The following is a 14,173-nucleotide window of genomic DNA, read 5'->3' on the forward strand; positions in this document are numbered from 1 at the left end:
TGGGTACGGCACGGCCGCGGCATCACCGCGGCCGGCGCGCAAACCTGACGGAACAGCAAATCGCACAGGCAGAGATGGGGCTTCACTGATGGCAGAGTCGACGGCAGGATCCGAGACGGATGCGGACGGCATGACACCCGTCAAACCCGTCGAGGCTGAACTGCTCGTGGTGACCGGAATGTCGGGAGCCGGCCGCAGCACCGCCTCGGACGCCCTTGAGGACCATGGCTGGTACGTCGTGGAAAACCTGCCGCCGCAGATGCTCGGCACGCTCGCCGAACTGGTGTCCCGGACACCGCACTCGATGTCCAAGCTCGCCGTCGTGATGGACGTCCGGAGCAAGGAACTGTTCGTCGACATGCGCGCGGCGCTCCGCGCCCTGGAAGCCACGGGCGTGAGCTTCCGCGTGCTGTTCCTCGACGCCAACGACGACGTCCTGGTGCGCCGCTTCGAGCAGGGCCGCAGGCCCCACCCGCTCCAGGGCGGCGGCCGGATCCTCGACGGCATCGCCGCCGAACGCGAGCTGGTGCGTGAATTGAAGGACACCGCCGACATTGTCCTGGACACGTCCTCCCTCAACGTCCATGGCCTCGCCACCGCCATCACCGAACTCTTCAGCGAGACCGGGCCGGTGGCGCTGCGGCTGAACGTCATGAGCTTCGGCTTCAAGTACGGACTCCCGGTCGATGCCAACTTCGTGGCCGATGCCCGCTTCATCCCCAACCCGCACTGGGTGCCGCAGTTGCGCCCACACACCGGGCTGGACAAGGACGTCAGCGACTACGTGCTGGAGGCCCAAGGCGTCAGCGACTTCGTGGAACGCTACGTGCTGGCCCTCGAACCGGTCCTGGACGGGTACCGGCGGGAGAACAAGCACTACGCCACCATCGCCGTGGGCTGCACCGGCGGCAAGCACCGTTCCGTGGCGGTCGCCGTCGAACTCTCACGGAGGCTGGCGCAATATCCGCGCGTCACCGTGACCACGACGCACCGGGACCTGGGCCGCGAGTAATGGCGCTGCTGACCGGCCCGCTGCCCCTTGTCCCGCCCGCCAGCGCGGCCTTCGCCAGCCAGCAGGACAAAGGACCCTCCGTCGTCGCGCTCGGCGGCGGCCACGGTCTCTCCGCCTCGCTGTCGGCCCTGCGCCTGCTGACCTCCGAGCTCACCGCGATCGTCACGGTCGCGGACGACGGCGGCTCCTCCGGCCGGCTCCGCGAAGAGTACGGCGTCCTGCCGCCCGGCGATCTCCGGATGGCCCTGTCCGCGCTGTGCGATGACACCGACTGGGGCCGCACGTGGCGCGACGTCATGCAGCACCGCTTCGCGCCCGGCAAAGGACGCGGCGGCTCCCTCGATGAACACGCGATGGGCAACCTTCTGATCGTCACGCTCTGGGAGCTCCTGGGCGACACCGTCGCGGGCCTGAAGTGGGCCGGCGCCCTGCTCGGCGCCCGCGGCGAAGTCCTGCCAATGTCCAGCGTCCCGCTGACCATCGAGGGCCAGGTCCGGGTCACCGCCCCGGACGGCGCAACGGCACTGCAGACCCTCACCGGCCAGGCCAAGTGCGCGGTGGCAGGATCCCTGGAGCACGTCCGGCTCTTGCCTGAGAACGCTCCGGCCTGCACGGAGGCACTGACGGCGATCGAGCTGGCAGACTGGGTCATTCTCGGGCCGGGCTCCTGGTACACGTCCGTCCTGCCGCACCTGTTGCTGCCCGAAATGCGCGAGGCCCTCGCCAACACGGCCGCCCGCCGGTGCCTGACCATGAACCTGGCCACAGATACCAAGGAGACCGCCGGCATGACCGCCGCCGACCACCTCCGGGTGCTGCGCGAGTACGCGCCGGAGTTCACGATCGACGTCATCCTGGCCGACCCGGCGTCGGTGCAGAACCTGCCCGACTTCGAGGCGGCGGCAGGAATGCTCGGTGCCGAGGTGGTCTTGGGTAAAGTGGGGGCGTCTGGTCGCCGTCCGGTCCACGATCCGTTGCGGCTGGCGACGGCGTACCACGATATTTTCGGGAATAGTTAGGAAAGGTGCCATGGCACTGACAGCATCAGTCAAGGAAGAACTTTCCCGTCTGGATATCAAGAAGTCCTCAGTCCGCAAGGCCGAGGTCTCGGCCATGCTCCGCTTCGCCGGCGGGCTGCACATCATCTCGGGCCGGATTGTGATCGAGGCCGAAGTCGACCTCGCGTCGACCGCCCGGCGGCTGCGCGCCGCCATCGCCGAGGTGTACGGCCACCAGAGCGAGATCATCGTCGTCTCCGGCGGCGGCCTGCGCCGCGGCAGCCGCTATGTGGTGCGGGTGGTGCGCGACGGTGAGGCCCTCGCCCGCCAGACCGGACTGCTGGACGCGCGGGGCCGCCCCGTGCGCGGCCTTCCGTCGGTAGTGGTCAACGGCTCCGCCGCGGACGCCGAAGCCGTCTGGCGCGGCGCGTTCCTGGTCCACGGCTCGCTCACCGAGCCCGGCCGGTCCTCGGCCATGGAAGTCACCTGCCCCGGCCCCGAATCGGCCCTGGCCCTCGTCGGCGCCGCCCGCCGCCTGGGCATCCAGGCCAAGGCCCGCGAGGTCAGGGGAGTGGACCGCGTGGTGATCCGCGACGGCGACACGATCGCCGCGTTGCTCACGCGCATGGGCGCACATGACGCCCTGATGGTCTGGGAGGAACGCCGCATGCGCAAGGAAGTCCGGGCCACTGCCAACCGGCTCGCCAACTTCGATGACGCGAACCTGCGCCGTTCCGCGCAGGCCGCCGTGGCCGCCGGCGCCAGGGTGGACCGGGCCCTGGAAATCCTGGGCGACGACGTACCCGACCATCTGAAGTATGCCGGTGAACTCCGGGTCGCGCACAAGCAGGCCAGCCTGGACGAGCTGGGCCGGCTCGCCGACCCCGTCATGACCAAGGATGCCATCGCCGGCCGGATCCGCCGGCTCCTGGCCATGGCGGACAAACGGGCCCAGGACCTCGGCATCCCGGGCACGGAAGCCAATGTGACGCCGGAAATGCTCGACGACTAGCCCGCCCCTAGAATCAACAGCAGGAATATACCGGGAATGGAAATACCCGGGAGCCGCGGCGGGTTGTCGCCGTTGGATCCCACCGCAATTTTCCGGATGCCCGCATCCGGATGCACAATCCGAGAGTTACCGAACCGGACAACCCGTCCACGACATTGGAGGATTTTGTGACCGAGTACGTACTGCCCCAGCTCGACTATGACTACGCAGCGCTGGAACCGCACATCTCCGCGAAGATCATGGAGCTGCACCACAGCAAGCACCACGCCGCCTATGTGGCTGGCGCCAACAACGCCCTGGCCCAGCTGGCCGAGGCGCGCGAAAAGGGCGACTTCGCCAACATCAACCGCCTCTCCAAGGACCTCGCGTTCCACACCGGCGGGCACATCAACCACTCCGTCTTCTGGAAGAACCTCTCCCCGGACGGTGGCGACAAGCCCGAGGGCGAGCTCGCCGCGGCCATTGACGACGCCTTCGGCTCGTTCGACGCATTCCGTGCCCAGTTCAGCGCCGCGGCGCTGGGCCTGCAGGGCTCCGGCTGGGGCTTCCTGGCCTACGAACCCATCGGCGGCAACCTGGTCATCGAACAGCTCTACGATCAGCAGGGCAACGTCGCACTCGGCACCACCCCGCTGCTGATGCTGGACATGTGGGAGCACGCTTTCTACCTGGACTACGTCAACGTCAAGGCTGACTACGTCAAGGCCTTCTGGAACATCGTGAACTGGGCCGACGTCGCCAAGCGCTTCGACGCCGCCCGCAAGAACGCGACGGGTCTCATCACCCTCTAGGCAGGTCCCATTACCCTGCACAGGGTGACGGAATCGACTTCCGTTTGTAACAAACCTCACATTACGGGCCCGTCGGCCCGAAATGTGGACGGACTGCCCCTGCACTTGCGGGGGCAGTCCCGGTTAAACGTAAGATGGATCACGGAAGGCGGTTAGCCTTCAGCAATGTGGCTGGTCGCCCTCCGATCTGGTAATTATCTCTGCCCAATGGCGTGCGGGATCTGTTAGTTGGCTTGAACGCCTTCTCAACTAGTCGTGCTCGCAAGAGCACCAAGGAGACTGAAAACGTGACGACCCGTATTGGCATCAACGGCTTTGGCCGTATCGGCCGCAACTACTTCCGCGCCGCCCTCGCACAGGGCGCAGACCTTGAGATTGTTGCGGTCAACGACCTCACGAGCCCGGAAGCCCTCGCTCACCTCTTCAAGTACGACTCCGTGGGCGGCCGCCTGGCCGAAACCATCGAGGTCAAAGACGGCAACATCGTCGTCGACGGCAACATCATCAAGGTCCTGGCCGAACGCGATCCCGCGAAGCTGCCCTGGGGCGAGCTCGGCGTCGACATCGTCATCGAGTCCACCGGCTTCTTCACCAAGGCCGCCGATGCGCAGAAGCACATCGACGCCGGCGCCAAGAAGGTCCTGATTTCCGCCCCCGCGTCGGATGAGGACATCACGATCGTGATGGGCGTCAACGACGGCCTGTACGACAGCGCCACGCACCACATCATCTCCAACGCCTCCTGCACCACCAACTGCCTCGGCCCGCTGGCCAAGGTCATCAATGACGCCTTCGGCATCGAGCGTGGCCTGATGACCACCATCCACGCCTACACCGCCGACCAGAACCTGCAGGACGGCCCGCACAAGGACCTCCGCCGCGCCCGCGCCGCCGCCATCAACATGGTGCCCACCTCCACCGGTGCCGCCAAGGCAATCGGCCTGGTCCTGCCGGAACTCAAGGGCAAGCTCGACGGCTACGCCATCCGCGTGCCCGTCCCCACCGGTTCCGCCACGGACCTGACCGTCACGGTCTCCCGCGAGACCACGGTCGCCGAAGTCAACGCCGCCCTCAAGGCAGCGTCGGAGACCGAGGAGCTCAAGGGCCTGCTGACCTACACCGACGAGCCGATCGTCTCCTCGGACATCGTCGGCGACCCGGCATCGTCCATCTTCGATTCCGGCCTGACCAAGGTGATCGGCGACCAGGTCAAGGTTGTGTCCTGGTATGACAACGAGTGGGGTTACTCCAACCGCCTCGTGGACCTCACGGAGCTTGTCGCGTCCAAGCTGGGCTAGGGTAAGACTCATGACATTTCACACCCTCAACGAACTGATCGCTGATGGTGTCCGCGGGCGGTACGTTCTGGTCAGAAGTGACCTGAACGTGCCGCTCGACGGCTCTACAGTGACTGACGATGGCCGCATCAAGGCCTCCCTGCCAGTGCTGGCGAAGCTCACGGACGCCGGTGCCCGCGTGCTGGTCACAGCACACCTCGGCCGCCCCAAGGGCGCCCCGGAGGAGAAGTACTCACTCAAGCCCGCAGCCGCACGGCTGGCCGAGCTTGCCGGGTTCAAGGTCTCACTTGCCACTGACACCGTCGGCGAGTCGGCCAAGGAGCTCTCCGCCGCGCTGCAGGACGGCGAAGTGCTGGTCCTGGAAAATGTGCGCTTCGACGCGCGGGAGACGTCCAAGGACGACGCCGAACGCGGCGCCTTCGCGGACGAACTCGTCGCGCTCACCGGTGATAACGGCGCCTTCGTCGACGATGCCTTCGGTGCCGTGCACCGCAAGCACGCCAGCGTGTACGACGTCGCCACGCGGCTGCCGTCCTACCAGGGCGACCTCGTCCGCACGGAGGTCGAGGTGCTGCGCAAGCTCACCACCGACACCCAGCGGCCCTACGTCGTTGTCCTCGGCGGCTCCAAGGTCTCCGACAAGCTCGCTGTCATCGACAACCTCCTGGGCAAGGCGGACACGATCCTGGTGGGCGGCGGCATGCTGTTCACCTTCCTCGCCGCCGCGGGTCACAAGGTCGCGGGCAGCCTGCTCGAAGAGGACCAGATCCCGGTCGTCCAGGACTACCTGAAGCGGGCCGCCGACGCCGGCACCGAGTTCGTTGTGCCCACCGATGTTGTGGTGGCGAGCAAGTTCGCCGCCGACGCCGAGCACGAGACCGTCGCGGCCGACGCCATCGAGTCGGGCAGCTTCGGAGCGCAGGGCATCGGGCTGGACATCGGGCCGGTATCGGCAGCGGCGTTCGCGGAACGGATCAAGGGCGCCAAGACCGTGTTCTGGAACGGGCCCATGGGCGTGTTCGAATTCGCGGCCTTCGCCGGCGGTACCCGGGCCATCGCCCAGGCCCTGACCGAGACGGACGCGTTCACCGTCGTTGGCGGCGGCGACTCGGCGGCAGCGGTCCGGACCCTCGGCTTCGCCGATGAGGCGTTCGGCCACATTTCCACCGGCGGCGGCGCAAGCCTGGAGTACCTTGAAGGCAAGGAACTCCCCGGCCTGAGCGTCCTCGACCGTTAGAAGCACAGACCGCGCTAAAAGCACCGGCATTTGAGCCGGCAGGGTGCCCTCCGCAGCGAACCGGGTACCCTGCCGGCTGCTCCCACACACCAAGAACTCCTGGAGATCATGTGACCACGTCAACCAACGGTAAATTCGACCGCAAGCCTTTCATCGCCGGCAACTGGAAGATGAACATGGACCACGTCCAGGGCATCACCCTCCTGCAGAAGCTGGCATGGACCCTGTCCGACGCCAAGCACGACTACAGCCGGGTGGAGGTCGCCGTCTTCCCGCCGTTCACGGATCTCCGCGGCGTTCAGACGCTGGTCCAGGGCGACGAGCTCGCCGTCGTCTACGGCGGCCAGGACCTCTCCCAGTTCGACTCCGGCGCCTACACCGGCGACATTTCCGGCCAGTTCCTCGCCAAGCTTGCCTGCAGCTACGTCCTGGTTGGCCACAGCGAACGCCGCACCATCCATAACGAGTCCGACGCCGTGCTCAACGCCAAGACCAAGGCAGCCTTCCGGCATGGCATCACCCCGGTCCTCTGCGTCGGTGAAGGCCTGGAGATCCGGCAGGCCGGCACCCACGTGGACCACACCCTCGCCCAGCTGCGCGCCGGCGTCGAAGGCCTCACCCCGGAGCAGGCCGCCGAGCTCGTGGTTGCCTACGAGCCCGTGTGGGCCATTGGCACCGGCGAGGTCGCGGGCCCGGAAGATGCGCAGGAAATGTGCGCAGCCATCCGCGCCGAACTGTCCACCCTCTTCGGCGCCGACGTGGCCGCCAAGACCCGCCTGCTCTACGGCGGCTCGGTCAAGGCCAACAACGCGGCGTCGATCCTCAAGGAGCGCGACGTCGACGGCTTGCTGGTCGGCGGTGCCAGCCTGGACGCTGCCGAGTTTGCTAATATTGTCAGGTTCGAGAGTCACCTGTTGACGGATTAGTCCGGACACAGCCTGACCCCCGCAATCCAATCCTTCTGAAAGGCCGTCGTGGACGTTCTTCATGTCATTCTGCAGGTCCTCCTGGGCATCACCAGCCTCCTGCTGACGTTGCTCATCCTGCTCCATAAGGGACGCGGAGGCGGCCTGTCCGACATGTTCGGCGGCGGCATGAGCTCGGGGCTGAGCTCCTCCGGGGTCGCGGAACGGAACCTCAACCGGTTCACCGTCATCCTGGGAATCACCTGGGGAGTGGTGATCATCGCCCTCGGCCTGCTCATGCGGTTCAGCACGGGCGCCGATTCCTAGGACGCCCGTCCGAAAACTCCATATGGGGTCCTTATGGCCCTCCCGGCATCGGGAACTCACGAACTACACTGTGGCTGTCGTCTTGCACTTCCACCAGCTAAGTAGCCAGGAGTTCCCGATGCTGCATTCTGCTTCCGGATTCAAGGGAATCCGCGTGGGCGCCACCGAGGGGGCATCTCCCCGCCATGAACCACTGAACGGGGCCGGCGTACGCCAGCCCCGTATTCGTGTCTCCTTCCGGTGCGCCAAGGGCCATGAAACCTCGCTCGTGTTCGCCCAGCTGCCGGAGGAACAGATCCCCGGCGTCTGGGACTGCCGGCGCTGCGGCGGCACCGCAACCCGCGACGAATCAAAGTTTGCCCTGGAGGAAGCACCGACAGAGGGCTTCAAGACGCACCTGGAATACGTTAAAGAACGGCGCTCCAGCCAGGACGCCGAAGACGTGCTGGCCGGAGCGCTGGAACGGCTACGCTCAGGACGCACCCTTCCGGACGAGCTGCTCCGGGACCCGTGAGGCCGCGTTCTCGTCAATCAGCCACAGGGTTTCCCGGCGGCCGCGCGGGCCCGCCGCGGGAACCTGCACCGGATTAGCGCCGGCCAGGGCGAGCCCTACGGCGCCGGCCTTGTCGTCACCGGCCACCACCATCCACACCTCGGAAGCCGTATTGATCGCCGGCAACGTCAGCGACACCCGCGCCGGCGGCGGCTTGGGGGAGTTGTGGACACCCACGACAGTCCGTTCCTTCTCCCGGATGCCGGCTTGCTCCGGGAAGAGCGAGGCGACGTGCGCATCCGGCCCGACGCCGAGGAGGACAATGTCCAGGCGGGGGAGCCGCGCCGGCATTTCCGGCCTGTCGTCGGACATGTCCGCGGCGTGCTCGGCGGCCGCTGCCTCGGCGAGGCGGCGGGCATAGTCGGCCGCCGCGTCGTCCGGGCTGTCGAAGTCATCGGTGGAACCGGGCACATGGACGCGCGCCGGATCAACACCGATGTGGGACAGGAGCGCATCCTGGGCCTGTCGGGCGTTGCGCTCGGCGTCGTCTGCCGCCACAAAGCGCTCGTCCCCCCACCAGAAATTCACCTTGGACCAGTCCACGGCCCGCGCCGCCGGCGACTCGGCCACGGCCTTGAGCGAGCCGATGCCCATCGTTCCCCCGGTAAGCACCACCGTGGCCTCGCCGTGCCGGTCCTGGATATCCACAAGCTTGGTAATCAGGCGGGCTGCGATCGCAGCCATCAGAACGGTCGAATCAGGATGGATGCTTACTCTCGGGTCAGCGCTCACTGGGACGGACACTCCTTAGATTGGTACGCGGCAGTCCCATAGTAATCACTTCACCGAAGACTTCGTCCGGATCCAGGCGGCGGAGTTCCTCGGCCAGGCAGTCCTTGAGGCTGCGGCGGGGCAGTGAGATCCGCTGCGCGGGCTGGCCGGGCTGGGTCAGTTCCGCAATGGTGAGCCCGGGCCGGAAAAGCTGGATGTCGCCGCCGGGCCGGGTCAGCCGGACGCGCCGGATGCCGGTTCCGGCCGGATCCGCCACGATCGTCACGGGAACGTCCAGGGCCAGGGTGAGCCAGGCGGCGAGGAGCACGGTGCTGGGGGAGTCCGAGGCGCCCTCGACGGCCACGGCCGTCACCGGTGAGTCGTCCACCTGGTCCAGGACCGCAGCCAGCTGGATGCGCCAGTTGGTCAGCCGGGTCCAGGCCAGGTCCGTGTCGCCGGCCTTGTAGGTGCGGCGGATGTTTTCCAGCGCCGCGACCGGGTCCGCTTCGTTGGCCGAGTCGGTGATCCGGCGGTGCGCGATGCCCCCGATCGAGGTCTGGCACGCATTCCTGGGTGCGCCGTGCGGCCACCACGCCACGATCGGGGCGTCCGGGAGCAGCAGGGCCGCGACGAGGGATTCGCTTTCCTCGGCGAGTTCGCCGTAGCCGCGCAGCAGGATCACCTCGGAGGCCCCGGCGTCGCCGCCGACGCGGATCTGGGCGTCCAGCCGGGTCGGGGCCGAGGCCCCGGCGTCGGCGAGGACGATGATCCGGCACGGGTGTTCGCGGCTGGCCTCGTTGGCTGCCTCGATGGCTTCCTCTTCGAGCCCGGAGCGGGTGACGACCACAAGGGTCAGGACCCGGCCCAGGGCGATCACGCCGCCCTGCTCCCGCAGGGCCATGATCTTCTTGGAAATCTTGGAGGTGGTGGTGTCGGGAAGATCTACGATCATGGCCTTCTCCAGGTTCGTCCGTCGCGGGCAAGGAGCTCGTCGGCCGAGGCAGGGCCCCAGCTGCCGGGAGCGTAGGGCTGGGGCTGTTCGTCGAGGCCGGCCCAGTAGTTCTCGAAGGGATCCAGGATCTTCCAGGACAGCTCGACTTCCTGGTGCCGGGGGAACAGCGGCGGCTCTCCCAGGAGCACGTCCAGGATGAGGCGTTCGTAGGCTTCGGGGCTGGACTCGGTGAAGGAGTGGCCGTAGCCGAAGTCCATGGTGACGTCGCGGACCTCCATCTGGGTGCCCGGGACCTTGGAGCCGAACCGGATCGTGGCGCCCTCGTCAGGCTGGACCCGGATCACCACGGCGTTCTGGCCGAAGTCGTCCTCGCCGTGGTCGGTGAAGAGCAGGTTCGGTGCGCGCTTGAACACGACGGCGATCTCCGTCACCCGGCGCCCCAGCCGCTTTCCGGCACGCAGGTAGAACGGCACGCCGGACCAGCGCCGGGTGTTGATGTCCACCCGGATCGCCGCGAACGTCTCGGTCTTGGAATCGGCGGGGATGCCCTCTTCCTCCAGGTACCCGAGGACTTCCTCGCCGCCCTGCCAGCCGCCGGTGAACTGACCGCGGGCGGAGTGGGTGGAGAGGTCGTGGGGGAGCCTGACGGCGGCGAGGACCTTTTCCTTCTCGGCCCGCAGGTCATCGGCGTTAAAGGAGATCGGCTCCTCCATGGCTGTCAGGGCCAGCAGCTGCAGCAGGTGGTTCTGGATGACGTCGCGGGCCGCGCCCACGCCGTCGTAGTAGCCGGCCCGGCCGCCCGTGCCGATGTCCTCGGCCATGGTGATCTGGACGTGGTCCACATAGTTGGCGTTCCAGAGCGGCTCGAAGAGCTGGTTGGCGAAGCGCAGTGCCAGGATGTTCTGCACCGTCTCCTTGCCCAGGTAGTGGTCGATCCGGAACACCGCGTCCGGCGGGAACACCGACTCGACGATGTCATTGAGCTGGCGGGCCGATTCGAGGTCGTGTCCGAACGGCTTTTCGATCACCACGCGGCGCCAGTTGTCGCCCGCGGCCTGGGCCAGGCCGTGCTTGGAGAGCTGGCGGCAAACCTGTTCGAAGGCCTTGGGCGGGATTGAAAGGTAGAACGCGTGGTTTCCCCGCGTCCCGCGCTGTTCGTCGAGTTCATCGATCGTGTCGGAGAGCCGCTTGAACGCCTCGTCGTCGTCGAACTCGCCCTGCACGAAGCGGATGCCCTCGGAGAGCTGCTTCCAGACCGTTTCATCGAACGGGGTGCGGGCGTAGGTCTTGACGGACTCCTTGACCTCCGCCGCGAAGTCCTCGTTCTCCCACTCGCGGCGGGCAAAGCCCACCAGCGCGAAGCTCGGCGGCAGCAGCCCGCGGTTGGCGAGGTCATACACGGCCGGCATGAGCTTCTTGCGGGCGAGGTCCCCGGTCACCCCGAACAGGACCAGCGACGCCGGCCCGGCAATACGGTTCAGACGGCGGTCACGGGGGTCCCGGAGCGGATTGCGCCCCCGGCCGGCCGTGTTCCTGCCGCCGTTGTAGGTTTCTGGCATGGTTGCGTGGGTGCCTTAGCTTTCAGTGGAGGATGCGGCCTGGCCGGCAAGGGACGTGACGAGCTCCTGGAGCTGCTTCACGCCCGCGGCGCGGTCGGTGAGGTGCAGCCGGAGGACCGGACGGCCGTGCTCGGAGAGGACCTGGGCATCGCCCGCGGCCTGCGCCGAGATCAGCTCGCCGAACGTGAACGGCCGGTCCGGGATGGCCAGGTCAGCCGCGGACGCGGCCGTGACCTGCAGGAAGACGCCGATCGCGGGTCCGCCCTTGTGGAACTGGCCGGTGGAGTGCAGGAACCGCGGGCCCCAGCCGAAGGTGACCGGGCGTCCGCTGACAGCGGCCAGTTCGTCCCGGACGCCTTCGAAGCTGGCGTAGGCGAGCCGGTCGAAGTAGGCCTGCACGCTGAGGTAGTTGTCCGGGCCGAGTTCGGCGAGCAGTGCGCCGACCGCCTCTGCCGCGGTGGCGGCGTCGCCGAGCCATGCCCCGCCGCGGACCTCGATGGCGCCGTCGGTGAAATTCGCCGGCGTCGGTTCGGGCTGTTCGTCCAGCAGGCCGCGGGCGGCGATTTTCGCTGCCTCGACATCGGGCTGGTCGAACGGGTTGATGCCCAGCAGGCGGCCGGCCACGGCGGTGGCGAATTCCCACACCATCATCTGCGTGGCCAGGCCGCCGGCAATGGCGACCTCGTTCTCGCCGAGCTGCACGTCGGCGTCCGCCGCGACGAGCCGGATGACCAGCACATCGGGAGCGCCCAGGGTGGCCTCCGGGGAGGCAGGACCGGCCACGACCGGCAGCACGCCGGTGCCGAGCTTGCCCGTGGATTCGGCGATGAGCTGTTCGGCCCAGTCGGCGAAGCCCACGATCCCGGACCCGTCCTCCGCGATGACGATCTTGTTGCGCAGCGGGGTGGTGCCGCCCAGTGCGGTGCCGAGGGCGAGACCGATGTTGTCCTCCGAGTCCTCATTGAGGATCTCGGCGGCTTCTTCGGCCTCATCCAGGAAAGCCTGGATGTCCACTCCGGCCAGCCCGCACGGGACCAGCCCGAACGCGGTCAGGGCCGAGAAGCGGCCGCCGACGTTGGGGTCTGCATTGAAGACGGCGCGGTAGCCGGCCTCCCGTGAGGCCTTGTCCAGCGGCGACCCCGGGTCGGTGACGATGATGATGCGGCTCTTCGCGTCGATCCCGGCATCGGTGAACGCCTGCTCGAAGATCCGGCGCTGGGAATCGGTTTCCACGGTGGAGCCGGACTTGGACGAAACCACAATGGCGGTTTCGGCCAGCCGGTCCGCCACCGCGGCACTGACCTGTTCGGGGTCGGTGCTGTCCAGCACAGTCAGCTCGACGCCAGCGGTGCCCGCGATGACTTCGGGCGCCAGGGAGGAACCGCCCATGCCGCAGAGGACGATCCGCGTTACGCCCTCGGCCTTCAGCGCATCGCGGAGTTCGAGGATGTCGCCGACCAGCGGCTGGGAGACGGTGGCCGCCTCGACCCAGCCCAGCCGGACAGCGGATTCCTGCTCTGCGTCCGGACCCCATAGGGTGTGGTCCTTCGCGAAGATCCGGGTGGCAATGCGGTCTTCCAGCAGTGCCGGGAGGTGCTGCTCATGTGCCTGGCGGGCTGCGCCGGTGGCGTCGTAGCTGAGTGTGCTCATGGTGGGTTAGGAAGCCTTCCGTGCAGAGGCCAGGGCGCCTTCGACGTCGCCCAGCAGTTCCTTCCAGCTGGCCACGAACTTGTCCAGGCCTTCGGATTCGAGCAGAGCGACGACCTCGTTGTAGGAAATCCCCAGTGCGTCGAGGGAGTTCAGCGTGGCGTTGGCGTCGTCGTAGCCGCGGGTGACGGTGTCGCCCGTGACGGTGCCGTGGTCGAACGTCGCGTCGAGCGTCTTCTCCGGCATGGTGTTGACGACGCCGGGGGCGACGAGTTCGGTGACGTAGAGGGTATCCGGGTAGGCCGGGTCCTTCACGCCGGTGGAAGCCCAGAGCGGGCGCTGCGGCAGGGCGCCGGCCTCGGCCAGCAGGGCCCAGCGTTCGGTGGAGAACAGCTCCTCGTAGACCTGGTAGGCCAGGCGGGCGTTGGCCAGGCCGGCCTTGCCCCTGAGTGCCTTGGCTTCCTCGGTGCCGATGGCGTTGAGGCGCTTGTCGATTTCGGCATCGACGCGGGAGACGAAGAAGGACGCGACCGAGTGGATCGTGGAGAGGTCGTGGCCGTTGTCCTTGGCCTGCTCGAGCCCGGACTGGAAGGCGTTGATCACGGCGCGGTAGCGTTCCAGCGAGAAGATCAGGGTCACGTTGACGCTGATGCCCTCGGCCAGGGTGGCGGTGATCGCCTCGAGGCCTTCGAGGGTTGCCGGGATCTTGATCAGGACGTTGTCCTTGTTGACCTTCTTGTAGAGGTGCTTCGCTTCGGCGATGGTGCCGGCGGTGTCCCAGGCCAGGCGGGGGTCGACCTCGATGGAGACGCGGCCGTCGACGCCCTTGGTGGCTGCGGCGACGGGGGCGAACAGGTCGCAGGCGTCGGCCACGTCGGTGGTGGTGATTTCGAAGACGGTCTCCTCGACGGTGGCGCCGGCCGCGGCCTGGGCGGCGATCACGGCGTCGTAGTCGTGGCCGGCGGTGATGGCGGCGTGGAAGATCGACGGGTTGGTGGTGACGCCAACGACGTTCTTCTCTTCGATCAGCTTGCGCAGGGTGCCGGTCTGCAGGCGGCCGCGGGAGAGGTCATCGAGCCAGATCGAGACGCCGGCGTCGGAGAGCTGCTGGGTGGGGGTAGTCATTTCATAACTCCTGGAAATCATGGGTTCCGGGGGCACAGCGTCCCCC

At 67.5% G+C, this 14,173-nt stretch carries 14 protein-coding genes; 9 read left to right on the plus strand and 5 right to left on the minus strand.

Features of this window, described 5'->3' with window-relative positions:
- Positions 1-88 precede the first annotated feature (88 nt).
- The 9 genes from rapZ to C560_RS0105070 all read left to right on the plus strand — a co-directional run bounded on the left by rapZ (position 89) and on the right by C560_RS0105070 (position 8,094).
- The gene (gene rapZ / locus C560_RS0105030) at positions 89-1,012 is read left to right on the plus strand and encodes an RNase adapter RapZ (protein WP_018773001.1); all 924 of its coding nucleotides are present in this window, start codon (positions 89-91) and stop codon (positions 1,010-1,012) included.
- Positions 1,012-2,031 carry a gluconeogenesis factor YvcK family protein gene (locus C560_RS0105035; protein WP_018773000.1) on the plus strand — a complete coding sequence of 340 codons (1,020 nt, stop codon included), beginning with the start codon at positions 1,012-1,014 and terminating at the stop codon, positions 2,029-2,031. The genes rapZ and C560_RS0105035 overlap by 1 nt, the downstream gene beginning before the upstream one ends.
- Positions 2,032-2,041: 10 nt before the next feature.
- Positions 2,042-3,022, plus strand: a complete 981-nt coding sequence (gene whiA, locus C560_RS0105040) for a DNA-binding protein WhiA (RefSeq protein ID WP_018772999.1) — start codon at positions 2,042-2,044, stop codon at positions 3,020-3,022.
- Between the two features lie 167 nt (positions 3,023-3,189).
- The gene (locus tag C560_RS0105045; protein ID WP_018772998.1) at positions 3,190-3,813 is read left to right on the plus strand and encodes a superoxide dismutase; all 624 of its coding nucleotides are present in this window, start codon (positions 3,190-3,192) and stop codon (positions 3,811-3,813) included.
- 287 nt (positions 3,814-4,100) lie between these two features.
- Entirely contained in the window at positions 4,101-5,111 is a 1,011-nt protein-coding gene (gap, locus tag C560_RS0105050; protein ID WP_018772997.1) for a type I glyceraldehyde-3-phosphate dehydrogenase, read from the plus strand.
- A gap of 10 nt (positions 5,112-5,121) precedes the next feature.
- Positions 5,122-6,348, plus strand: coding sequence for a phosphoglycerate kinase (locus C560_RS0105055; RefSeq protein ID WP_018772996.1), 1,227 nt, complete (start codon positions 5,122-5,124; stop codon positions 6,346-6,348).
- Between the two features lie 110 nt (positions 6,349-6,458).
- The gene (tpiA, locus tag C560_RS0105060) at positions 6,459-7,274 is read left to right on the plus strand and encodes a triose-phosphate isomerase (RefSeq protein WP_018772995.1); all 816 of its coding nucleotides are present in this window, start codon (positions 6,459-6,461) and stop codon (positions 7,272-7,274) included.
- A gap of 48 nt (positions 7,275-7,322) precedes the next feature.
- Positions 7,323-7,580, plus strand: coding sequence for a preprotein translocase subunit SecG (secG, locus tag C560_RS0105065; RefSeq protein WP_018772994.1), 258 nt, complete (start codon positions 7,323-7,325; stop codon positions 7,578-7,580).
- Positions 7,581-7,698: 118 nt separating this feature from the next.
- Positions 7,699-8,094, plus strand: a complete 396-nt coding sequence (locus C560_RS0105070) for an RNA polymerase-binding protein RbpA (protein ID WP_026537367.1) — start codon at positions 7,699-7,701, stop codon at positions 8,092-8,094.
- On the opposite strand, the gene pgl is transcribed toward C560_RS0105070, so the two are convergent.
- Genes pgl through tal form a run of 5 tightly spaced genes read right to left on the minus strand, consistent with a single transcriptional unit; the run spans position 8,053 to position 14,127 of the window.
- Positions 8,053-8,865, minus strand: a complete 813-nt coding sequence (pgl, locus tag C560_RS0105075; protein WP_026266348.1) for a 6-phosphogluconolactonase — start codon at positions 8,863-8,865, stop codon at positions 8,053-8,055. The two genes, C560_RS0105070 and pgl, sit on opposite strands and share 42 nt — an antisense overlap.
- Positions 8,855-9,796, minus strand: coding sequence for a glucose-6-phosphate dehydrogenase assembly protein OpcA (locus C560_RS0105080; protein WP_018772991.1), 942 nt, complete (start codon positions 9,794-9,796; stop codon positions 8,855-8,857). Before C560_RS0105080 ends, pgl begins: the two co-directional genes overlap by 11 nt.
- Entirely contained in the window at positions 9,793-11,355 is a 1,563-nt protein-coding gene (gene zwf / locus C560_RS0105085) for a glucose-6-phosphate dehydrogenase (RefSeq protein ID WP_018772990.1), read from the minus strand. Before zwf ends, C560_RS0105080 begins: the two co-directional genes overlap by 4 nt.
- A gap of 15 nt (positions 11,356-11,370) precedes the next feature.
- Positions 11,371-13,005 (minus strand): glucose-6-phosphate isomerase, encoded by a 1,635-nt coding sequence (locus C560_RS0105090; protein ID WP_026537368.1) that lies wholly within the window; start codon positions 13,003-13,005, stop codon positions 11,371-11,373.
- A 6-nt stretch (positions 13,006-13,011) separates the two neighbouring features.
- Positions 13,012-14,127: a transaldolase gene (gene tal / locus C560_RS0105095; RefSeq protein WP_026537369.1), complete on the minus strand. Its 1,116-nt coding sequence runs from the start codon at positions 14,125-14,127 to the stop codon at positions 13,012-13,014.
- Positions 14,128-14,173: the final 46 nt, after the last annotated feature.

This window comes from Arthrobacter sp. 9MFCol3.1 (assembly GCF_000620385.1).
GTDB lineage: Bacteria > Actinomycetota > Actinomycetes > Actinomycetales > Micrococcaceae > Arthrobacter.